A 23,287-nucleotide genomic window follows, 5' to 3' on the forward strand; every position below is an offset into this window, starting at 1 on the left:
CATCCGACACGACTACTCGTCGCAAACAGCTAACCCGCGCTGGGTCGGCGTGAACCGAGCCAGAGCGTGAAGATTCCGCCCACGACGAGGCCCCAGAATGCAGAGCCGATACCGACGACTGTAATGCCCGACGCCGTCACCAGAAATGTCGCTATGGCGCTGATCCGATGCTCTGGTTCCTCCAGTGCACCAATGAGACTGGTGATCAGGGCGCCCAGCAGTGCCAGTCCCGCGACAGCGACAATGAGGATCGGGGGTGACGCTGCCACCAGGGCCGTCGCCAGCCCGGCCCCGAGACCGAGCACAAGGTAGCCAAAGCCGGACGCGACCGTGGCGACCCACCGTTTGCCCGGGTCGCTATGGGAGTCCGGGCTGGCCATCAGTGCCGCCGTGATCGCTGCCAGATTGGTGCTGTGCGCTCCGAACACGGAGCTCACCATGGTGCCGACCCCCGACCAGATCAGCACCGATCGCGGCGGCGGCCGATACCCGAAGGTGGCTAGCACGGCGAAGCCGGGAACGTTCTGGCCTGCCATGGTCACGATGAACAGCGGCACGCCCAGACTCACTATGACCAGCGGGTCGAAGACCGGAGCGATCAGCATCAGAGCGGGAGCGGATGTCGACACACTCAGCCAATCCGTTCCGGCGGTTACTCCGATGCCGATGGCCGCCACGACCATCGCGGCCGGAACCGCCCAGCGCGGCGCCAAGCGGTACAGCACGAGCCAGACGAGCACGACCGGCAGCGCCAACAGCGGTCGCTCAATCGAAGCCTGAATGGGCGCCAGACAGATTGGAAAAAGGATGCCGGCCAGCATTGCCGCCGCCAGCGGCTTCGGAATGCTAGTAATGACCCGACCGAGTCGTGGCCACAGACCCGACAGCACTATGAGCGCGCCGCAGACGAGAAAAGCCCCGATGGCTGCACCGAAGTCGTCGGTGGAGGCCCCGGCCGCAACCAAAAGCGCTGCCCCAGGCGTTGACCACGCGAATGAAATCGGCATACGAAAATGCCAGGGAAGTGCAATGCAGAGCGCGCCCACCATCAGGCACAGCGCGAGAAGACCTGAAGACGCTTGAGTCTCCGTCGCCCCGACGGCCCGCAACCCGGCAACGACCAGCACGAACGAGCTCGCGAAGCCGGTGATCGCCGCCACGATTCCAGTCGAGATCGGCTGGACCAGCCCCCGCGCACCGCCCCTCACGCCGCTCCCACCGTTTGGGTCCTCATCCGTTCCCCGCACACAATCGTTAGCGCACCGGCTTATTTTCCTGGTTCAGACATATCGGCACAGACAGATCCGTGCAGAGCCCACCACCACGATACTGACGAGCACCGAGATTGATGACCGCTGTCTGTTACTGATGGACACCGTTACTGATAGACACCGTTACTGATAGACACCGTTACTGACGGACACCGCGCCGCGCGCCTCGGTCAGGCCGACTTCACCTGACGAGTCTTGTGCAACACCAGTTCGGCTGGCGCGTTGTTCAACACGGTGTCGCGGGTGATGATCACGCGCTCCACGTCGGTGCTCGAGGGCACCTCGAACATGACCGGGCCGAGTACCTCTTCGAGGATGGCACGTAGTCCGCGGGCACCCGTCTTGCGCAGCACGGCGAGATCCGCGATAGCTTCCAACGCCGGCTGCTCGAACTCGAGCTCGACGCCGTCAAGCTCAAACATGCGCTGGTACTGCCGAACCAATGCATTCTTCGGCACGGTCAGAATCTGCATGAGTGCCACCTGATCAAGCTGGGTGACGGTCGTGACCACGGGAAGACGGCCGATGAACTCGGGGATCAGCCCGAATTTGTGCAGATCTTCGGGCAGAACCTCACTGAACAGATTGACGTCGTCACCCTTGATGTGCAGGGACGCCCCAAAACCGATGCCTTTTTTACCGGCGCGGGACGAGATGATGTCTTCGAGGCCAGCGAAGGCGCCGGCCACGATGAACAGCACATTCGTGGTGTCGACCTGAATGAATTCCTGATGGGGATGCTTGCGCCCACCCTGCGGGGGCACGGACGCGATCGTTCCCTCGAGGATTTTCAGGAGCGCCTGTTGCACGCCTTCGCCCGAGACATCGCGGGTGATCGACGGATTCTCGGCCTTGCGGGCGATCTTGTCGATTTCATCGATGTAGATAATGCCGGTCTCGGCCCGCTTGACGTCGTAGTCCGCGGCCTGAAGCAGCTTGAGCAGAATGTTCTCGACGTCTTCGCCGACGTAGCCGGCCTCGGTGAGGGCCGTCGCATCCGCTACGGCAAAAGGAACGTTCAGACGTTTCGCCAGAGTCTGGGCCAGATAGGTTTTACCGCACCCGGTCGGACCGATGAGCAGAATGTTGGATTTGGCGATCTCAACGTCGTCGTGAATGGCTTCGGCGGCGGTGAGCGTAGCCCGGGACCGCACCCGCTTGTAGTGGTTGTAGACGGCGACAGCGAGGGCGCGCTTGGCGGGTTCCTGGCCGATGACGTATTCCTCGAGGAAGCCAAAGATCTCTTTGGGCTTGGGGAGGTCGAATTCACTGGCGGCGGCTTCAGAGCCGGCTTCGGCCAGGCGCTCTTCAATGATTTCATTGCACAGCTCGACGCATTCGTCGCAGATGTACACGCCGGGGCCAGCAATGAGCTGTTGTACCTGCTTCTGGCTCTTTCCGCAGAAGGAACATTTGAGCAGGTCGGCACTTTCTCCGATTCGGGCCATGTCAGCCTCCTCCATTGGTCTCGGTGCAATTGAGCCTAGCCTGTGCATCCGACACTTGCGTGCAGCACGCCACAAACCGAAACGGCGCGCCGCCCGAAGGCGACGCGCCGGTCAGGGGGCTTCAGGTCACAGGCTATTTAACCAACATCGGAAGGTTCTTACGGCTGGTCAGAACCTGGTCGATCAGGCCATATTCGAGGGCATCCGCCGCGCTCATGATCTTGTCGCGGTCGATGTCCTTATTGACCTGCTCAACGCTCCGGTTGGAGTGGTGTGCCAGCGTCTCTTCGAGCCACACGCGCATGCGCAGAATCTCGGCCGCCTGAATCTCGATGTCCGAGGCCTGGCCACCGCCCTGGCCACCAACCGAGGGCTGGTGGATAAGAATGCGCGCGTTCGGCAGTGCCAGACGTTTGCCCGGGGTTCCGCCGGCGAGCAGCACGGCCGCAGCGGATGCCGCCTGTCCGAGGCACACCGTCATCACGTGTGGGCGAATATACTGCATGGTGTCGTAAATCGCTGTCATGGCCGTGAATGAACCGCCGGGCGAGTTGATGTACATCGTGATGTCGCGGTCCGGGTCCTGGCTCTCGAGCACGAGCAGCTGGGCCATTACGTCGTCGGCCGAGGCATCGTCTACCTGCACGCCCAAGAAGATGATCCGATCTTCGAACAGCTTGGCGTAGGGATCCTGGCGCTTGTAGCCGTAGGCGGTGCGCTCTTCAAAGGTGGGCAGGATGTAGCGGGAGTCGGGCATGTTCGTGGTCGAGCCGCCCATCGAGCTGTAGGCCGTTCCACCGAATGTGGGGATAGTCATGATTTCTTCCTGTTCAGTTTCGGTGGACTACTTGGTGGCGTCGGGATCGGTACCGCCGCCACCGATGACGTCCGAAGCGGATGAGCGGAGGTGATCGACGAAGCCGTACTCGAGGGCTTCCTCTGCGCTGAACCAGTTGTCGCGGTCACCGTCGGCGTTGATCTGCTCGGGGGTCTTGCCGGTCTGTGCTGCGGTGATCTCCGACAGTCGCTGCTTCATATCGAGAATGAGGCGCGCCTGGGTCTGAATGTCGGCAGCGGTGCCGCCGAATCCTCCGGACGGCTGGTGCAGAAGCACGCGGGCGTTCGGGGTGATGTACCGCTTGCCCTTGGTGCCCGAGGTGAGCAGGAACTGCCCCATCGAGGCGGCCATGCCGATTCCGACGGTGACGATGTCGTTCGGCACGAATTGCATCGTGTCGTAGATCGCCATTCCGGCGGTGATCGAACCACCGGGAGAGTTGATGTAGAGATAAATGTCGCGGTTGGAATCTTCGGCTGCCAGCAACAGGATCTTGGCGCAGATCTCGTTGGCATTTTCGTCACGGACCTCTGAGCCGAGCCAGATGATGCGGTCCTTCAGCAGTCGGTCAAATACACCGTTAGTGGGTGTCGGGTCGGCCATGTCGTGCTCCGTTTCAGTTGTCGCTTCTCAATGAATCTATCGGAGCGCGCGCATGAAAACGGCTCTGTTCGCCCTCGGCAGATTACCGGCCGCCATATACAGCCCCTGCGGCATGCAAAAGGCCGGCTGGCCAGCACCCATGAAGGGTTGCTGGCCAGCCGGCCCGTGCCCGCCGTCAGGCGGTACTGCTCACACGCTACTTCTTGGCAGCGGCTTTCTTCTTCTTGGGCTTGTCTTCTACCTCGACGTCGGCCTCGTCGATCTGAGCCTCACCGACCTCGCTGGATGCGATGTCTGCTACAGCAGAGGTTTCCTCCTCAGTCGGGCCGGTGAACTCACTCAGGTCGACCGGCTTGCCGTTGGAGTCAACGACTTCGGCCTTGCCCAGGGCAATGGCGAGAGCCTTGTTACGAGCAACTTCGGCGACCATCGAGGGGATCTGACCGTTGGTGTTGAGCGTCTGTACGAACTCACTCGGGTCCATGCCGTACTGGCTGGCACCCTGAATGAGGTACTGGGTGAGCTCGTCTTGGCTGACCTTGACCTGCTCGGCTTCGGCGATCGTGTCGAGCAGAATCTGCTGACGGAACGTCTTCTCGCTAGCTTCGGTGACCTCGGCGCGGTGCGTGTCGTCCTCGAGGCGGCTTTCGCCCTCGAGGTGACGGTTCACCTCGTCCAGGATGATCGCGGCGGGGATCGGAACCTCAACGGATCCGAGGAGAGTGTCGATGAGACGCTCGCGGGCCTGGCTGCCCTGGCCGAAGACCTTGGACTTCTCCACCTGAACCTTGAGGCTCTCGGTGAGCTCGGCGATCGTGTCGAACTCGCTCGAGATCTGAGCGAAGTCGTCGTTCGCCTCGGGAAGCTCGCGCTCCTTGACGGCGATGACCGTGATCGTGATCTCGGCCGTCTCGCCCTCGTGATCTCCACCCATGAGGTCGGAGTTGAAGGTGGTGGTCTCGCCGGCGCTCAGTGAATCAAGTGCCTCGTCGATGCCGTCGATGAGGTCGCCGGAGCCAACCTCGTAGGAGATGCCGCTCGCGGTATCGACCTCTTCGCCGTCGATCGCGGCGTTCAGGTCGATCTGGGCGAAGTCGCCGGTCTTGGCGGGACGCTCAACGGTGATCAGCGTGCCAAAGCGGCTGCGCAGCTTGTCGAGTTCTTCGGCGACTTCTTCGTCGGTTACCTCGACGGCGTCGACGGTCAGCTTGAGGCCGGCGTAGCTGGGCAGGTCGATTTCGGGGCGCACGTCAACCTCGATAGCGAGAAGCAGGTCACCAGAGAAGTCGGTGTTGCTCGGCCATTCGATGATGTCGGCCTCGGGACGACCCAGCGGGCGCAGCTTGTTCTCTTCGACGGCAGCGCGGTAGAAACCGTCGAGACCCTCGTTGACGGCGTGTTCCAGAACGGCGGCCTTGCCGACGCGCTGGTCAATGATGGCCGGCGGGATTTTTCCCTTACGAAAGCCGGGGATGTTGATGTCTTCGGCGATGTGGCCGTAAGCATGGGTGATGGCTGGCTTCAGCTCGTCGGGGCTCACCGTGATGGTGAGCTTGGCGCGCGTGGGGCTCAGTTTTTCGACCGTGGACTTCACTCGTGACTCTCCTGTGTATTGAAACGGTGTGCTGCGGATAATGTCGGGGCGACAGGAGTTGAACCTGCGACTTCTCGCCCCCAAAACGAGCGCTCTACCAAGCTGAGCTACGCCCCGGATCTACTTCGACCCGCTGGTACTACTTTGTTGGGGAATCAAACTGTTGACGCAGGCGAAAGCTCACGACAGGCGGATTGACCTCAGCCAGTCTAATGCACGCCTTTCGAGCGGATGCGCCCGGACTGGCATTCGGCACCCGGTTTCCTGTACTACGATGTTCGAGTGCCAAGATTTCTTGGCTTGGGGTCGTAGCTCAATGGTAGAGCCTGAGTTTTCCAAACTTATGACGCGGGTTCGATTCCCGTCGACCCCTCCCCCCAACGAAAGCCGCCGGCCACAGGCCAGCGGCTTTCGCCGTTAACGGCCACCCTGCGGGCGCCTCAGCAGCTGCTGGCCCAGCACCCGTGGTCCGTTCAGCGGCCGTGGGCCGTTCAGTGGCCGTGGTCCACCGACAGCGCCCGGGGCCCACTGCCGAGGGCCAGATTTGATTTCGGCACGATCGCATCGTGCGCCGTCGGCGGTGTTCCCGCCGTGTCGCCCGGCTGCACGACGACGAATTGGGCCATCATACCGGCGTCTTCATGCGCGAGCATGTGGCAATGAATCATGTACGGAAAGTCGGGATCGGTATATTCCGAAAATTGCATAATGAGCTCGTAGCGAACGCCGGGCTCAAGGTAAATGGTGTCTTTCCAACCCGAGAGTTCTGCTGGCGGCGGTTCGGTACCCACCCGCAGCACCTGAAACTGCACGGCGTGCACGTGAAAGTTGTGCGGCAGCGGCATGGCATTGTCCACGGTCCACACCTCGGTGGCCCCGGCCTGAACGGTCTCATCGATGCGTGTCATATCCATCAACCGGTTATTGATCGTGTACCCGTTGAGGGTGAACGAACGCTCGACCGAGGCATCCGCTTTGCTTAGCGGATTAATGTTCGCGAGTGTGGTGGACACCTCCCCGGCGCTGTCGAGCTGGTCGGCGGCACGCAGTTCCATGACGTCGAGCCGGTCGTCGCCCGCATTGCTGGTCGAAGCTTTGGCCGAGGTGCCGAGATCCGGGGCGGTGGATTGCAGTTTCACGGTCTCACCCGGGGCAACGCGCACGAGGACCTCGGCGCGCTCCCCCGGTGACAAGCGGATGCCCGTCATCGGTGCCGTTTCGCCCAGCAGTCCCCCGTCGGTGGCGATCAGGTCAAAAGACCGCCCGTCGCTCAATCCGAAATCGTAGATGCGGGCCGCCGACGCGTTGACCAGGCGAAGCCGCACCACGTCCGTCGTGACGTCGAGGTAGGGCGCCAGAGTGCCATTGACGAGCACTTCGTTACCGATCGCGCCGATGTATCCGCGCACATTAGAGGTGAACTGCCCGTTCGTGTCAAACCGGCGGTCCTGCACCACAACGGGAATATCGTCGACTCCGTAGCTGCGAGGCAGAGTGAGAGCTGCCTCTTCGTCGTCCTGCAGCAGGAAGAGGCCGGCGAGACCCATTTCGACCTGGTGTTCGGTGGTACCGACCGGGTGTGGGTGATACCAGAGAGTCGCGGCCGGCTGTTCGATGGTGAAATTTGGGCTCCACTCAGCACCCGGTTCCACGACCTGGTGCGGTCCGCCGTCCATTTCGGCTGGCAGATTCATGCCGTGCCAGTGCACGGTGGTGACCTCGTCGAGGTCGTTTTTGACGTTGATGCGCACTTTCTCGCCACGCTGGGCAACGAGGGTCGGTCCGAGAAAGCTACCGTTGTAGCCCCAGGTGTCGGTGTGGACGCCGGGCGTGAACTCGGTCGTTCCGGCCTGAGCCGTGAGATTGAAGACCCGCTCGCCGGCGGCGTTAACGGCCGACTCCGCCAGCGGCGGGATCGCGAGCGGGTTGACGAAATCGATGGTGTCGACCGTGTTGATGACACCGGCACCGTTATCGCCCGAGCACGCAGTGAGGCCGATGGCCAACAGCACAGCGCCGACGACGACGCCGCTGACGATGGTCGCGATGCGACGACGGGGAGTGTTTATTCGAGCACGGATCATCTGTCTAGTTTCCCTCGTTTGTGGAGCCCGCTCGCGCCGGCTCAGCTGCGCAGGCTTAGGCCTGGCACCGTGGGCACCAGTACAGTTTGCGCGCCGCCATCTCTTCCAGCACGATGTGAGTGCCGCAGACCCGACAGGGCAGCCCCTCACGCTTGTAGACCCAGTGCCGGTCAGCACGATTCTTCATGGCGAGCCGGTACTGGTCCCCCTCCAGCTGGTCCATCGTCATCATCTGGCCGGTCGCCACACCAATATGCAGCAGGTGCGCCCAATCGCGCCAGAGTGCGCGCACGGTCGCATCACTGAGCGATTTGCCGGGCGCATGCGGGTTCAGGCCCGCGCGAAACAGCATTTCGGCTCGGTAAACGTTGCCGATTCCGCTGACCACGCTCTGGTCCATCAGCAGCCGGCCGATCGGGGTCGGCTTCTTACGCACGGTCGTCACGAACCGTTCCGCGGCCTCCGGTGTGTTGTCCAGCTCCGGGTCGGGTCCGAGCTTGCCGATCACCGCGTCGACCTGAGCCGGATCGAGCACTTCGCAGGCGGTCGGTCCACGCAGATCGGCGCACACCGTGTCGCTGAGCAGGCGCACGCGCACCTGGCCGACCGGTTCGGGAGGAAAAGTGTCGGCGAGGTCGATCTCTTTTTCCTGTTCCGACATGCGCACCCGGGTGCGCCGGGGCGCTCCGATACTGAAGATGGAATTTTCACCGGCCGCGTCGAAGGTTGGTGCTTCGGCCCCGTCTTTGAGCTCGGTCCCGTGCTGGTTGGTCTGGCCCATGCGGCCGTTGGCCGAGGCCATCGTGGCGTCCATGAGAATGTCGCCGCTGAAGTCCCAGGCTCCATACATGCCTAAGTGGATGCGTAGCCACAATCCGTGGTCAAATTCCAGAAACATCTGCTTACCGACGGCGCGAGCATCAGTTACCGTGTGCCCGCTCAGCTGCGCGGCACCGACGACGAACCGGCCCTGCGGCGAAGTAACGGTGACCCGGTGACCGACAAAGTTTCGCTGAAATTGCCGGGTGATGCGGTGTACGGAATGGCCCTCGGGCACCTCAGCTCACTTGCCGTCGACGTCGATGTTTTTGCCGGCGATCGTTCCGGTGCGCTCATATTCGCCCAGCTGACGGATGCGACGCACGTGACGCTCCTCATCAGTGAACGGCTCAGCGATGAACGCGTCGATGAAGCTGGTGGCCTCTTCGATCGTGTGTTCGCGAGCACCGATCGAGATGACGTTGGCATCGTTGTGTTCGCGGGCGAGCCGAGCGGTGCTGAGGTTCCATACCAGGGCGGCACGGGCGCCGGACACCTTGTTGGCGGCCATCTGCTCACCGTTGCCCGAACCGCCGAACACGACGCCGAGCGCCTCGATGCCGGTCTCGAGGTCGTCGACGGTGGCCTGCGCAGCGTTGATGCAAAACGCCGGGTAGTCGTCGAGGGCGTCGTAGGCCGTCGGTCCGTGGTCGATGACCTCGTGACCGGCAGTACGCAGGTGCGTGATCAGGTGGTGGCTGAGGTCGAGTCCGGCATGGTCCGTGGCGATGTGGATGCGCATAGGAGCAGTCTATTTAGTGCTGACGGCGTCCGCGAAAATGGGCTCGCGGGTTCGACTGCGCTTAAGTTCGAAGAATCCGTCGTAACTGGCGAGCGCCACGACGCCGTCCCACAATTTGAGAGCCTCGTCGCCCAGTGGCGCCGGGGAAATCACGGGGCCGAAGAAGGCCACGCCGTTGACCGCAATCACCGGGGTACCAACGTCCTGGCCGACGCGGTTGATGCCGTCGAAGTGGCTGGCCCGCATCTGTGCGTCGTACTCGTCGCTGTCGGCGAACGTGGCGAAGCTACTGGGCAGGCCCACGGCGGCGAGCGCGGCCGGAATGACCTCGTCGGGGTTGCTGTTACCGCCCGGGTGAATTTGCGTTCCGAGCGCGTCGTAGAGCGCCTTAACCATCGACTGCCCGTGCAATTCACTGGCGGCAGCCACCAAGCGGGTGTATTTGAGCGCCCGCGGCAGGAACTGCGCATAGTGCTCGCTCAGTTCCCGGTCTTCGTTGAGAACGGCGAGGCTCATCACGTGCCAGGTCACGTCAAAACCACGCAGACGGGCCACTTCATCAACCCAGCGCGAGGTCATCCACGCCCAGGGGCACGAGGGGTCAAACCAGAAGTCAACGGAATCAGTCATGTCACCAGCCTAAAGCGCCCACGGTGAACGTTGCATCCATCCAGACACAGCAGCGCGCGTCGGGACAGTTCGGCGAGTGCTTCCTCTGCGCGGGTCGGGAACACCCCCCATTTTGGGGATCAGAGTATCCCTCACTCGGGGCTTAGCCGACCGGTCACTCCCGAGCACGATTGAGTCGTCCAGACAGAGTCGTCGCGACATTGGAGGCCAGCATGAAAACGACGAGAGAATCGTACGGGGTTGTACCGCCGAAGCGGTCGATCTGGCAGCGGATCGTGAACGCCGCCACTTCCACGGCCATGGTGGCAGCGATGCTCGTCAGCCTGCCCGCACTGCCAGCTCAAGCGGCCACGACGAGTGACCTGTCGCTCAAGGTGATCAGCGCGCGCACGGAATCTCTCGCCTTCGGGGGAACGGGCGTTCTCAAGGGCGCCGACGTCCCGGACTTCCAGTACATCATTAACGAAGACAACACCGGAACGACCGCTCAGCGCACTCCTACGGGCGACTGCGCCGCGACTACCCCCGGGTACCCGCTCAACTGCGACTGGCCGTCGATTAAAGAGGTACCGCACACCACGAGCCCGATCGTGCGCCAGGGGGATCAGGCCGATTTCGCCAGTGGCCTGCCCCTGCCGGATGGACGCTACCTGATCTCCGTCTTGGCGGACGGTTACAAAATCGACGGCGAGCACTTCAGCGTGCCGTTGCCAGCACCGGGCCTGGTTACCGTCGAGCTGCAGCCCAACCCGCTGCCCGACTCAACGCTTCGGGCCTTCGTCTTTCAGGACACCGCGCCAACCAACGGCGCCAACGATCAGGGTGAGCCGGGCCTGGCCGGTTTCGTCGGTCACGTCACCGACACCCTGGGCGAGTTGCAGACCGACGTCTACGGCAACCCCCTGTGCACCGTCTATGAGGGCGAGGATCCGGACACCCATGTGATCCCGAGTCTCAGCCTGGACGGAAACCAGCTCCCTGTGCCGATCAACGGTACGGGGGGCCACTGCGTCAGTGATGCCAACGGCCTGCTGACCATGCCCCACCTCGGCAGCAACCGGTACACGCTCACGGCGACCGCACCGGACGGGCAGACCTGGATTCAGACGACGACGCTGGAAGGCAACCACGACTTTGACACCTGGCTGCTGGAGGGCAGCACCGGATACGATACCGAGGCTCTGGTGGCCGGCGAGCCCGTTCCCGGTCCGATCTTCGGTTTCGTTCCGCCCACGAATACCCTGGCCTCCGGTGCCGCCGGCAAAATCACGGGTGTGGTCGTCACCGCAAAGCAGTACACCCCGCCCAAGGGCGGCGATTTCAACTACTGGCTGGGGCTGACCGGAAGCAAGATGGGCAAGCCCATCGTCAAGCCGTGGCTCTCGCTCGCCGACCTGCAGCAGGGAGATCAAGCCGTCTGGGTGGGTATGGGCGACGCGAGCGGTGCCTTCGACATCTCCGGCGTCCCCGATGGCAACTACAGCCTGAGTTGGTGGGACGAGCCGCAGAACTACTTCATCAACATGGTCAACGTGACCGTGAGTAATGGCGAGACGGTGCAGATGGGCAATGTGCCGACCAGCGGTTGGTGGACCGACTACGACGGGTATGTCTTCAGCGATACCAACCGCAATGGGGTCAAGGACCCCGGCGAGGGCGGTCTGCCCAACTTCACACTGACCATGCGCAAGCAGGATAACTCGTTGATGGATCGCGGCAACAACGTCGTCACCACCGACAATTTGGGCTACTACCACTTCGAGAGCGCCTACCCGCTCAGTGAGTGGACCGTGATGGAGAACTACAACGATTCCTTCTATACCACCGGGGTCACCTACCAGGCCGACAACCAGCCAACTCCGACCACCGTCAAGGGTGCTGGCGTTGATGTGAGCGTGCTGAGCATTATCGGTCTCGGCGGCCGAATGGACTGGGGCGTTCACGCGTACGACCCAACGGGCGCCAATGGCGTCGACCCCCGCAACGGCGGCATCGTCGGCTCGGTGAGTTACGACACGACTCGTAACGAGCTCGACCCACAGTACGCCGCCTCCGAGGACTGGCAGCCGGGCGTCTCCGATCTGCCGGTGGAGTTGTATGCGACCGTCGACTGCGGCACGCACGCGGATACACCGTGCGGTGGCACGAACGATGCCTTTGAGTTGGCATCCGACGGGTCCCTGGCCACGGGCAAGCTGCTGAATACCTACGTCTCGGAGCAGTGGAGCCGCCCGACCGGATGCGTGGCCCGCGACGTGGATGGCAACCCGCTCGTGCACGCCGCCGACAGTCTGACGGCGTTCGATGAGAATGTGCTCGTGCCCTCGCAGGAGACAACGGGCGCGTGCATCTCGAGCTTCATGCAGGGCGTGCAGTTCGGGCCCTACCCGACAGATCAAGGCACGACCGACGCCAACTTTGGTGCGGCCGTGGACGGCAACTACGGCTTCGCTGACGCCTGCACCGGCACACTCGACGCTTCAGATCCGTCCGCTCCCACCTGCGATGCAGCCTTCGAGCCTCTGGGGAGCGGGGACTATCTGGTCCGGCTTGCGATTCCGCAAGACGCCACCGGTGACCCGTTGTACAAGGTGACCGGCGAAGAGGACATCAATATCGGAAACGGCGACCAGATCGTGCCGCAGGTGCCACCGCCGTCCTGCGCCGGCAAGCTTCACACCGTCGACCTCGACGGTGACGGTACGGACAACTACCCCGCTGTGGTCGGCAACGACACCAACGGTGTTCCCACGGGTGTCACCGTACCGGCCTCGACCCCCGTCAAAAACGCGACCTTCCTCGACATCGGCGGGTCACCATATGAAGGCTCCCCCAAGGCGGCCTGCGACACCAAGCTGGTGCGAGTGAACAACGGCAAGTCGGTTGTGCCCATGTTCAACATCTTCACCGACGTCCCGGTCCCGTCCCGCCTGCGTGGCCTGATCGTGGACGACATCAACTTCTCCACCGACCCGCGTTCGACGCTCTACGGAGAGAAGACGGGCATAGCCTTCGCACCGGTGGGTATCTACGACTTCGCCAACCGGCTGGTCACGACCCTCGAGTCTGACTTCAACGGCTCGTACGACGTGCTACTGCCCTCCACCAACCACATCAGCTGCCCAACACCCTCGGGGGTGTGCACCAATATGTACCGTTTCGTGGGCAACGACCCGGGCATACCGGGGCATCTGAACTCGAACTACAACCCGCGGTATCGCTCCATAGCCACCGAGTTCGAGGCCATGCCCGGCGTGACCATCCCCACGGACCTAGCCCCGACCCAGGTCGGTGTCTATGTCGGGTCGCCGACTACCGGGGTGAATACGGCAGTTCTCTGCACCCTCGATGCGGCCACACCACAGCTGCTGTCCGTTTCGAAGCCGTACGTGGCGGCGACCGGAAGCCGCTCCTTCACCATCGCCGGCACCGGCTTCGGCACAACCCGAGGTACCGGCCAGGTCACTCTAGGTACTACCCCGCTGGACATCACCACCTGGAGCGATACCTCGATCACCGCCAGCGTGCCCGGCGCCATCCCGGTCGGCGCGCAGCAGCTGGGGATCACGTCTGGAAACGGACAGAGCACGATCAACGGGCTCACCTTCCATGTGCTGGGAACCGGGTACAGCCCGAGCGTGCGTGAGGTCGGCCCCGGCCACACCCACGCCACGATCCAGGCTGCCCTCGACGCCGCATTCACCAACAACGGCGACGACCTGGTGATCGTCTACCCAGCAGCCTCCAGCACGGCAAACCCACGGGGTGCCTACTACGAGAACCTCGTCGTCGCCTCACCGGTCAAACTGCAAGGCGTCGGCTCCGGCGGCTTCCAGGGCAGCACCTTCGTGCCCGGGTCGATCATCGATGCCGGCGCGTTCGGCGGCGACACCGCCCTGGCCGCGGACTGGTTCACCAAGGTCGGTGGCCTTAGCTGGGACGGCAATCAGTCGGTGAACGATGGCGAGGGCATCTACGTGCTGGCCTCGGCGAGCGCCACCACTGCACCCGGCGTGGCACGCCAATTCACCAGCTCCTTCAAGGCATCCATCGACGGCTTCGATATCCGCGGCGGCGACCAGGTGGGCTTCCCGGGCAACATCGACAGCCTCACCGGTGGGCCGACCGGCCTTCCGCCGAACATCACCACCCAGGGCGGAGCGATCTTCGTCAACGCCTACGCCCGCTCCCTGCAAATCACCAATAACGTCGTGCAGAACAACGGCGGCGGCTACGGGACCATTCGGATCGGAACCCCAGACATCGCCGCGCCGAACACCAATCAACACAACGAGAACGTTCGGATCGCCAACAACAGAATCATCGCCAACGCGGGCACGAACCTGGCCGGCGGCATCGGCCTCTACGCGGGCTCGGACGGCTACGAGGTGGCAAACAACGACATCTGCGGCAACTTCTCGATGGAGTATGGCGGCGGCCTGAGCGTCTACGGGTTCAGCCCGGGCGGCAAGATCCACCATAACCGCATGTATTTCAACTCCTCGAACGATGAGGGTGGTGCCATCATGATCGCCGGAGAACTGCCGGCGACGATTGGCGCTCTCTCGGCCGGCTCCGGTCCGGTGGACATCTATGCCAACCAGATCCAAGCCAACCTGGCCAATGACGACGGCGGCGGCATCCGCTTCCTGATGGCCGGTGACTATCCGATGAATGTCTACAACAACATGATCGTCAACAACGTCTCGACCCACGAGGGCGGCGGCATCGGCATCAACGATGCCCCCAACGTTCGGATCTACAACAACACGATCATGAAGAACCTGACGACGGCCACCGCGGTGACCTCCAACGGGCAGCCAGCTCCCGCCGGGTTGTCTACCTCGGCCAACAGCAGCCAGCTGCAGGCCACGCTGCCAGGCGGCTCGTCGACCTTCAGCAACCCCGCGTTGTTCAACAACATATTCTGGGACAACCGGGCCGGCACCCGGGCCGGCACCACGGTCACCGGTATCGGCCTGAGCGGCGCCACCGACATCAACAACTGGGATCTGGGCGTCGCCGACGACACGGGCGTGCTCGCGCCGAGCAACTCGGTCGTGCAGCAGAACACCACCGATCACGCCTACACGACCAGTCCGACCAACAGCTCTGCCGATCCGGCCGTGGTCTCCACCTACGACGTCTCCGTCTCCTTCGCTACCTGGCGTCAAAACCCGGCGTTCGTGGACGCCACGCTCGTGACGCTGGAAGCGCCACCGAATCTGCTGGGCAACTACCACCTCGCCAACTGCCCCGGCTCCCCGGCCTGCAACCTCGGCGCGGCCACCGTGGGCGGCGTGACGGCTCCCGCGACGGACTTCGACAACCAGGCACGACCGGCGCTGGGTGGCTACGACAGTGGTGCCGACGAGTTCGGATCCGCTACAACGCCGCCCCCGCCGACGCCAACGACCTCTGACCTGTACTTCTCGACGACGGGAAGCAGCAACCCACCCGGCGTCTCGGGGCAAGCCGACGATGCCGATGTCTACCTCTGGAACGGCACCGCCTTCAGCCGGTCGATCGATATCAACACGGCGCCGTACAACGTGCCGGGCAACGCCAACCTGGACGGCTTCTCCCGAGTCGACGCCACCCACTTTTACGCCTCATTCAGCGGCAACGTCGCGCTGGGCGGGATCGGCACTGTGGCCGACGAGGACGTCGTGTACTTCGACGGCGCCGCCTGGTCGCTGTGGTTCGACGGTAGCGCGCACGGGATCGGCAACAACATCGACCTGGGTGCCGTCAGCGTCGTCGGCAACACGTTGTATTTCTCCACCAACAACAATGCGGTTCCGGCCGGTGCCGGTGGCAGCGGCGACAACGCCGACGTCTATCGCTGGAACGGTGGCAGCTCCTACACCCGGGTGATGGACGCCACCACTGGTCCCTACAATTTGCCGAACAGCGGAGGCGCGACCAGTGCGACCAACCCCAACGTCGACGGACTCATTTGGGTCGATACGACCCACTTCTACCTGTCGTTCAGCAATTCGACCACTACCGTTCCGGGGCTCGGCGCCGTGGACGATGAGGACGTGGTCTACTTCAATGGCACCGCGTGGTCGCTGTACTTCAACGGCGGCGATCACGGGCTGAGCACGTCGTCGAACTACGATCTGGACGCGATCGCTTTCGCAACCGGGGCTCTGCCCCCGACAACGCCGCCGGCCGGCCAAAACCTGTACTTCTCGACGCAGGGCAACACCAACCCACCCGGCGTCGGTGGCACAGCGGACGACGCAGATGTCTATCTCTGGAACGGCGGAACCTTCAGCCGGGTACATGACGTCAGCACTGCGCCGTATGGCCTGCCCAATAGTGCCAACGTTGATGGTTTCGATCGAATCGACGACACCCACTTCTACCTCTCCTTCACCGGCCAGGTGAACGTACCCGGCATCGGCAACGTGCAGGACGAAGACGTCATCTACTACAACGCAGGAACCTGGACACTGTACTTCGACGGCAGCGCACACGGTCTGGGCGGCAATAGCAACCTCGACCTCGATGCGATCAGCGTTGCGGGGACGACGCTGTACTTCTCGACGCTGGGCAATAGCAATCCGCCTGGAGTGGGGCAAAGCGCGGACAATGCCGACATCTACAGCTGGAATGGTAGCTCCTACAGCAGGGTCGTCGACGCCAGTGCCGCGCCCTACAACCTCCCCGGAAATGCCAACGTCGACGGATTCGTGCGGGTGGATGCCACCCACTTCTACCTGTCCTTCAGCAACTCGACCACGACGGTTCCCACTCTGGGCACGGTTCAAGACGAAGACGTCATCTACTACAACGCGGGCACCTGGTCGGTCTACTTCGACGGCACCGCCCACGGCCTCACCTCCAGCAACCTCGAAGTCGACGCCTTTGACCTTCCGACGCCATGATCCAGTCATTCAGCAACGCCAGCGACGATCCCAAGGGAGACAAGGGAATGATACTCAAGCAGCCTTTCAGCCGCCGCGATCTGTTGAAGTTCGCCGGCGGCGCGGCGGCCGTCGTCGGCACCGGCATCTGGGCGGGCAACGTGCTCTTGCCCGAAACCGCCGTTGCGGCCGTCGGAGATCCTGACCTCTACTTAGCGGGCACCGACGGGTGGATCTACCTGCCGAAAACCCCGACCATCCCGCCGTTCCACCCGGACGTCCTGGCGCCGGGTCTGCTCACGACCTACATCTTCGGCTTCCGCGACGTAACCAGCCTGAACGCCACTCAGCTCTCGAACCAGCAGAACAAGGCGCAACACTCCGCTCCGCTGTTCTGGGCAAACCAGTTCGACCCGGCCCACCCGGTCGATTTCAAGGTTCAACTAACCAACCTGGGACTGAAGCTGCGACCGGACCTGTTCGACGCTCACACCCTGCACTGGCACGGGTTCCGCAACGTGATCCCGTTCTTCGACGGCGAGCCGTCCGGTTCGGTCGCGATTCGAACCGGACGCATCTTCACGTACGTGTACCGGCCCCGTGAGCCCGGGACCTACATGTTCCACTGCCACGTGGAGGACGTCGAACACGTTCATATGGGCATGACCGGCCTCGTCTTCGTTCGTCCTCTGCAGGACGGCACGCTGATCGGCGGACACACCAAGTTCATGTACAACGATGGTGACGGATCGACCGGCTTCGACCGGGAGTTCGCGATGTTCCTCTCCGAGGTATGGGCCGAGGCGCACTGGGCCGACGCCCATATCCAGCTACCGGAATGGAGCGATTACCGGGCCGACTTCAGCCTGCTCAACGGGCGGGTCTACCCCGACACCATCGTGCCCAACGCACCGATCAATGCCGCGGCATCCATCCATGCTCTCGCCGTGCAAACCGACCCCGCAACCGGCGACCTGATCGCGCCCGTCGGTCACCCCGAGCTCCAGTACCAACCGCAGTCCTCGCTGGTCAATTGCAACGCCGGCGAACGGGTCGCACTGCGGTTTGCCAACCTGGGATTCCGGGAGCAGGCAATGACCCTGGCCGGGATCCGGATGCGGGTGGTCGGCCGCGATGCCACCCCGATGCGCGGGCGCGACGGCACCGACACGTCCTACGAAACCGAAACGATCAACATCGGTCCGGGCGAGAGCTTCGACGTGGTGTTCACGGCGCCGGCGCATACCGGTCCGGGATATGACACCTACATGCTCTACAACCGCAACTACCTCAGGGCGAACAACCTGGCACCGGGTGGATTCGGCGGCCAGACCACGGAAATCCACGTGTATGCGGCGGGCGGCCTGCCTGCGCAGGCGTACCCGAACGACTTGGGAGTGTGAGAGCCATGATGAAAGGTAACGCCGTGATGCATGGGAAGGGTCGCAACCGGGGTTTGCGGCGGCCGGCACTGCTGGTCGCTCTGGCTCTGGTGGGCGCAACGATGGCCACACTCACCCCGGCGGCGACCGCCGAGACGACGCCGCGGGTCGGCATCGCCTGTACCACCGGGGTGGGCGGCGGTGCCACGACCCCGATCTTCAACCTCACCACCAAGACCGGATACATCAACCTGCCCGACGGCAACACAGCGTTCATGTGGGGATATTCCAGCGGATTCGGCGGTTTTCAACACCCCGGCCCGGTGCTGTGCGTCAATGCCGGCGACACGGTCACCGTGATCCTGCGCAATACCCTGCCCGAGCCCGCTTCCATTGTCTTCCCGGGCCAAACGAATGTTCTGGCTAACGGGATCCCGGCTCAGCCCCAGCTCACCGGTGCCGGCGCAATCACGTCGCTGACCAACACGGCCGACGCTGCCGGCGGGACCATCACCTACAGCTTCACGGCAGCGAACCCGGGCACGTATCTGTACGAGTCGGGCACCAACCCCGAGAAGCAGGTCCGGATGGGATTGTTCGGGGCACTGATCGTGCGTCCGTCTGCCGTGCCGCTGGGCGGAGCAGGTGGCTCTGTCGCGAGCGAGTATGCCAACAATCGGGCGGACAGTCGGTTCAACCCCGCCGAAGAATTCATGGTGCTGCTGAGCGAGATCGACCCGTACCAACACCAGGCGGTCGAAAACAATAAGAGCTTCAACCTGAACAACTACCACCCGCGGTATTGGCTGATCAACGGGCGCGGTTTTCCCGATAGCATCGCCGACAACGGTGCCAGTTGGCTGCCCACACAGCCGTATGGCGCCCTCGCCCAGATTGGCGAGTTTAATACGGCAGATCCAGCGGACCAGCCGGGAATGGCACGCTATCTGAACGTGGGCACCGAGGACTACCCGTTCCACCCGCACGGTAACAATGGCTTGGTCGTAGCTCGAGATGGCCGACCGTTGGAGGGCCCGACCGGACAAGACCTTTCGTTTGAGAAGTTCGCTATTAATCTCGGGCCGGGCCAGACCTGGGACGTGATCTTCAAGTGGTACGACGCCGAGAATTACTCCCCCTCCAACCCGGTCCCGGTAACGGTGCCGCAGCTGGCCAACGAGTCAATCGGAGTCTTCTACAGCGGAAGCCCTTACCTCGGGACCAAGGAAACCCTGCCGCCCGGTATTCAGAGCGTGAATCAGTGCGGGGAGTACTACATCATCTCCCACAACCACGCCCTGTTTCAGATCACGTCCTGGGGCGCCAATATGACCGGACCGATCACCTATATGCGGATCGATCCGCCGACGCCCAACAACTGCGGCTGACCAGGAAGGCGTAGAAAGCCATGATTCCCAGGAAGAGCATAAAAAAAGTAGCCTCGTCGATCTTGACCGGGCTGATGGCCGGCGGAGGGCTGGCGGTGCTGGTGGCCCTGGTCATACCGGCAACCGCCGCACACGCCGCGACCGTGGACTGCACCGTTCCCAGCGACCTGTACGCGGTCGCTGGAACCACATCCCTTGGGACCCAGACCGTAAACGTCTGGGGCTACGGGACCACCCCGGGAGCCACAGCGCCCCGCCCCGGCGGACCAACGTTGTGTGTCACCGCCGGCGACACGGTCACGATCACACTCCACAACGAGCTGACCGAGAACACCGCCCTCCTCTTCCAGGGGCAGCAGATGATCCCCGACCGCACCGGCGCAGCGCCGGGCGCAACCATGCCTTATACCTTCACGGCTAGCCAGCCCGGCACCTACCTCTACGAAGCTGGGCTAATTCCCAACGGTCAACACCAGGTCGCGATGGGCCTCTATGGTGCCCTGATCGTCCGTCCGGCGACGGCCTCCCAGGCCTACGACGCCACCACCGCGTTTGACGACGAGGCCGTTCTGGTACTCAGCGAGATCGATCCGGCACTCAACAACGCCGCCAATCCGGCGGCCTTCGACATGCGCAAGTACACTCCCCGGTATTCCCTGATCAACGGGAAGGCGCACCCGAACACCGACCCCATTGCGGCGTCCGCCCCGGGCAACAAGGTGCTGCTGCGCTACGTCAATGCCGGCATTCTGTACCATTCGGTGGCATCGCTGGGCGCCGAGCAGAGGATCATCGCCCTCGACGGTAGTCCGCTGAACTTTTCACGCCGCTACGTCGCGGAGACCTTCGGTCCGGGCCAGACCGCGGATGCCCTCGTCACTACCCCGGCCGCGATCACCCAGCTGAACCGACTGGCGATCTACGACGGCAGCCTCCTGCTGCACAACAGCAACACTGCCGGCATCGGTGGGATGCTTACCTTCGTCACCGTCCCCGCCAGCGGTATTGTGTCCCCGGACGCCACCGGTCCGGTCACCAGCACCCTCGCCTACGTTGCCGGCACTCTGAGCGCCACAATCGATGACAGCAGCACCGGCGGAGCGAATATCGCCGGGGCAGAGTATTTCATCGACACAGTGACCGGTACGGGCGTCTCGATGACCGGCAGTGGTGCCGGCACCGTGCAGGTCACCGCCTCGGTGACCGTCCCGCCCGGTGAGCACATCGTCTACGTGCGTGGCCGGGACACCAACAACAACTGGGGTGTCTTCAGCTCGGTACTGGTCTCCGGGGGCGACGCCACCGGCCCGACCACCAAATCGCCATCGCTGACACCGAGCACCACGAATGGTTCGGGTACTGCGAGCATCGCTGTGCACGCCACCGGAGACGACAGTGCCACCGGAGGCTCCAATATCACCGCCGCCGAATACTTTCTCGACGCCGTCGGCACCGATGGCTCGGGAACGGTAATGAACGTCAATGCGGCTGCCCCTATCGCTAGTCTGGATGGGACAATCCCCGCCACGATCCTGAATGCCCTGCCCGAAGGCAGCCATGTTGTGTCTGTCCACAGCCGGGACGCGGGCAGCTGGGGCACCCCGACCACCATCAATCTGGTGATCGACAAGACCGCTCCTGTGACCACCGGCGTCTCGGTCTCACCCACACCCAACAACGGAACGTTGGCGGTCAACGGCGGCACCTCGGCGGTCCGAGTAACCGTGACGACCATGACCGATCCGATCGTCCCCACGGTCAATAGCAACATCGTCGCGGCCGAGGCGTTCATCGACACGGTCACCGCAAATGGTACCGGCATCGTTGTCAGAGCCACCGACAGCACTTACAACAGCTCCACGGAGGCTGGCTACGCCGACATCCCGCTGACCACCATCGCTCAGCTCGGGAACGGTAACCACGACATCTACGTCCATGCCAAGGACGCGGCTGGCAATTGGGGCCAAACCACAACCACAACCCTGCTGATCGATAAGGTCAAGCCGACGGTCAGCGCCGTCAGTGCAACGCCTAACCCGACCCTGGGTGCCCGATCGGTAAACCTGACAGCGCAGGCAACGGATAGCGCCACGGCGGTCAATCGCGGCGAGTGGTTCACCGGCACCGACCCCGGCATCGGCAAAGCCACACCGATGACCGTCACCGGTACCGGCCCGTGGACTCTGGCAACCGCCATCGATGTGGGCAGTTGGGCCGAAGGCGCCTACACGCTCACTGTCCGAGCGCGTGACGCAGCCGGCAACTGGAGCGCGAACGTCTCCACTGGACTCCAGGTTAGCGCTCCGCTGTTCTTCTCGACGCTGGGGAGCAGCAACCCGCCCGGCGTGACCGGCACGGCCGATGACGCGGACATCTACAACTGGAGCGGCACAGCCTTCAGCCGGCTGATCGACGTCAGCGCCCCGTCCTACAACCTGCCCACTGGTGCCAACGTTGATGGCCTCGACCGAGTCGACAATACCCACTTCTACCTCTCCTTCACCGGCCAGGTGAACGTACCCGGCATCGGCAACGTGCAGGACGAAGACGTCGTCTACTACAACGCAGGAACCTGGACACTGTACTTCGACGGCAGCGCACACGGTCTCACCGGCGGCAGCGCCACGGACCTGGACGCCATCAGCATCGTCGGAGGCCAGCTGTACTTCTCCACCGACAACAGCGCCGTACCCCCGGGAGCAGGCGGCACCGGCGACGACGCCGACATCTACCGGTGGAACAGCGCCAGCAGCTATACCCGGGTGATCGATGCCAGCGCCGCGCCGTACAGCTTGCCGGGCAACGCCAACGTTGATGGATTCGTGCGGATCGATGCCACCCACTTCTACCTGTCCTTCAACGCGACCAGCACGACCGTGCCGGTTCTGGGTGCGGTGCAGGACGAAGACGTCATCTACTACAACGCGGGCACTTGGTCGGTCTACTTCGACGGCACCGCCCACGGCCTCACCTCCACCAACCTCGACGTGGATGCCTTCGATGTTCCGTAGCAACGTCCGCCGGCGGGCCGGCAACCCCGGCCAGCCGACTGGCGGAAGGAAGGTGACACCGTGATCACCGCGACCCTGCCCGAGCTTGACCCGGAGCTGGACCCCGAGTTGAACGCTGGATCAGCCCAGAAACGTCCCCGGCGCGGCCGTTTGGTCGCGATCGGAGTGGTGGCCCTGCTTCTGCTCGGCGCCGGCGCCGCACGCGCGTGGTGGCCGGAACAGAAAACCGACGTTCGTGCGGGGACCACTCTGGTCACGGCGGAGGGAATGGCGGCTCGCTACGGGATCGACGTCAACCTCATCGGCGTGACGGCGGCAGGGGGACTGATCGAGTTCCGCTACCAGGTCGTCGACCCCGACAAAGCCAACCAGATGATGCAGGACACCACGCTGCTCCCCGTCGTGGTCGTCGAGGACACCGGGGCCACGATGGTCATCCCCCGACCCCACCACGCGGTCGATCCCCAGCTCGGTGGAACCTACTTCTTTCTGTTCGCCAACGCCCATAACGCCATTCGTGCCGGGTCACAGCTGACCCTGGTGATGGGCGACGCTCGGATTGAGCACATCGAGGCCCGGGGATGACTCGGGGCGGGCTCCGG

14 protein-coding genes and 2 tRNA genes are annotated in these 23,287 nt (G+C 63.4%); 6 read left to right on the forward strand and 10 right to left on the reverse strand.

The features are described 5' to 3' along the window. Positions 1-29: 29 nt before the first annotated feature. From QMK22_RS14445 to QMK22_RS14470, 6 genes are all read right to left on the reverse strand, one after another. Positions 30-1,247, reverse strand: a complete 1,218-nt coding sequence (locus QMK22_RS14445; protein WP_349361165.1) for a benzoate/H(+) symporter BenE family transporter — start codon at positions 1,245-1,247, stop codon at positions 30-32. 194 nt (positions 1,248-1,441) lie between these two features. Continuing rightward, positions 1,442-2,719 carry an ATP-dependent Clp protease ATP-binding subunit ClpX gene (gene clpX / locus QMK22_RS14450; protein ID WP_283498350.1) on the reverse strand — a complete coding sequence of 426 codons (1,278 nt, stop codon included), beginning with the start codon at positions 2,717-2,719 and terminating at the stop codon, positions 1,442-1,444. Between the two features lie 133 nt (positions 2,720-2,852). After that, complete coding sequence (locus QMK22_RS14455; RefSeq protein ID WP_283498351.1) at positions 2,853-3,536, reverse strand: ATP-dependent Clp protease proteolytic subunit; 684 nt, start codon at positions 3,534-3,536, stop codon at positions 2,853-2,855. A gap of 27 nt (positions 3,537-3,563) precedes the next feature. Continuing rightward, a complete protein-coding gene (locus tag QMK22_RS14460) occupies positions 3,564-4,160 on the reverse strand; it encodes an ATP-dependent Clp protease proteolytic subunit (protein ID WP_283498352.1) in 597 nt (198 codons plus the stop codon). A gap of 196 nt (positions 4,161-4,356) precedes the next feature. Next, positions 4,357-5,754 carry a trigger factor gene (tig, locus tag QMK22_RS14465; protein WP_283498353.1) on the reverse strand — a complete coding sequence of 466 codons (1,398 nt, stop codon included), beginning with the start codon at positions 5,752-5,754 and terminating at the stop codon, positions 4,357-4,359. Between the two features lie 43 nt (positions 5,755-5,797). Further along, a tRNA-Pro gene (locus tag QMK22_RS14470) sits at positions 5,798-5,871 on the reverse strand. Between the two features lie 185 nt (positions 5,872-6,056). Here QMK22_RS14470 and QMK22_RS14475 point away from each other — a divergent pair. Further along, a tRNA-Gly gene (locus QMK22_RS14475) sits at positions 6,057-6,127 on the forward strand. Positions 6,128-6,245: 118 nt separating this feature from the next. On the opposite strand, the gene QMK22_RS14480 is transcribed toward QMK22_RS14475, so the two are convergent. Genes QMK22_RS14480 through QMK22_RS14495 form a run of 4 tightly spaced genes read right to left on the reverse strand, consistent with a single transcriptional unit; the run spans position 6,246 to position 10,029 of the window. Continuing rightward, complete coding sequence (locus QMK22_RS14480; protein ID WP_283498354.1) at positions 6,246-7,838, reverse strand: multicopper oxidase family protein; 1,593 nt, start codon at positions 7,836-7,838, stop codon at positions 6,246-6,248. A gap of 55 nt (positions 7,839-7,893) precedes the next feature. After that, positions 7,894-8,895, reverse strand: coding sequence for an Fpg/Nei family DNA glycosylase (locus QMK22_RS14485; RefSeq protein ID WP_283498355.1), 1,002 nt, complete (start codon positions 8,893-8,895; stop codon positions 7,894-7,896). A gap of 6 nt (positions 8,896-8,901) precedes the next feature. After that, the gene (locus QMK22_RS14490) at positions 8,902-9,399 is read right to left on the reverse strand and encodes a ribose-5-phosphate isomerase (protein ID WP_283498356.1); all 498 of its coding nucleotides are present in this window, start codon (positions 9,397-9,399) and stop codon (positions 8,902-8,904) included. Positions 9,400-9,408: 9 nt separating this feature from the next. Beyond that, positions 9,409-10,029, reverse strand: coding sequence for a mycothiol-dependent nitroreductase Rv2466c family protein (locus QMK22_RS14495; RefSeq protein ID WP_283498357.1), 621 nt, complete (start codon positions 10,027-10,029; stop codon positions 9,409-9,411). 212 nt (positions 10,030-10,241) lie between these two features. Here QMK22_RS14495 and QMK22_RS14500 point away from each other — a divergent pair, with 212 nt between their 5' ends. The 5 genes from QMK22_RS14500 (at position 10,242) to QMK22_RS14520 (ending at position 23,270) form a co-directional block, all read left to right on the forward strand. Continuing rightward, positions 10,242-16,925: an IPT/TIG domain-containing protein gene (locus QMK22_RS14500; RefSeq protein WP_283498358.1), complete on the forward strand. Its 6,684-nt coding sequence runs from the start codon at positions 10,242-10,244 to the stop codon at positions 16,923-16,925. Further along, positions 16,922-18,307, forward strand: coding sequence for a multicopper oxidase domain-containing protein (locus QMK22_RS14505; RefSeq protein ID WP_283498359.1), 1,386 nt, complete (start codon positions 16,922-16,924; stop codon positions 18,305-18,307). The genes QMK22_RS14500 and QMK22_RS14505 overlap by 4 nt, the downstream gene beginning before the upstream one ends. Before the next feature lie 5 nt (positions 18,308-18,312). Further along, positions 18,313-19,674 carry a multicopper oxidase domain-containing protein gene (locus tag QMK22_RS14510; RefSeq protein ID WP_283498360.1) on the forward strand — a complete coding sequence of 454 codons (1,362 nt, stop codon included), beginning with the start codon at positions 18,313-18,315 and terminating at the stop codon, positions 19,672-19,674. Between the two features lie 62 nt (positions 19,675-19,736). Further along, complete coding sequence (locus QMK22_RS14515) at positions 19,737-22,685, forward strand: multicopper oxidase family protein (RefSeq protein ID WP_283498361.1); 2,949 nt, start codon at positions 19,737-19,739, stop codon at positions 22,683-22,685. Positions 22,686-22,745: 60 nt separating this feature from the next. After that, a complete protein-coding gene (locus QMK22_RS14520; RefSeq protein WP_283498362.1) occupies positions 22,746-23,270 on the forward strand; it encodes a hypothetical protein in 525 nt (174 codons plus the stop codon). Positions 23,271-23,287 lie beyond the last annotated feature (17 nt).

The sequence above is a fragment of the Cryobacterium sp. PH29-G1 genome, assembly GCF_030063365.1.
In the GTDB taxonomy this organism is placed as follows: Bacteria; Actinomycetota; Actinomycetes; order Actinomycetales; family Microbacteriaceae; genus Cryobacterium.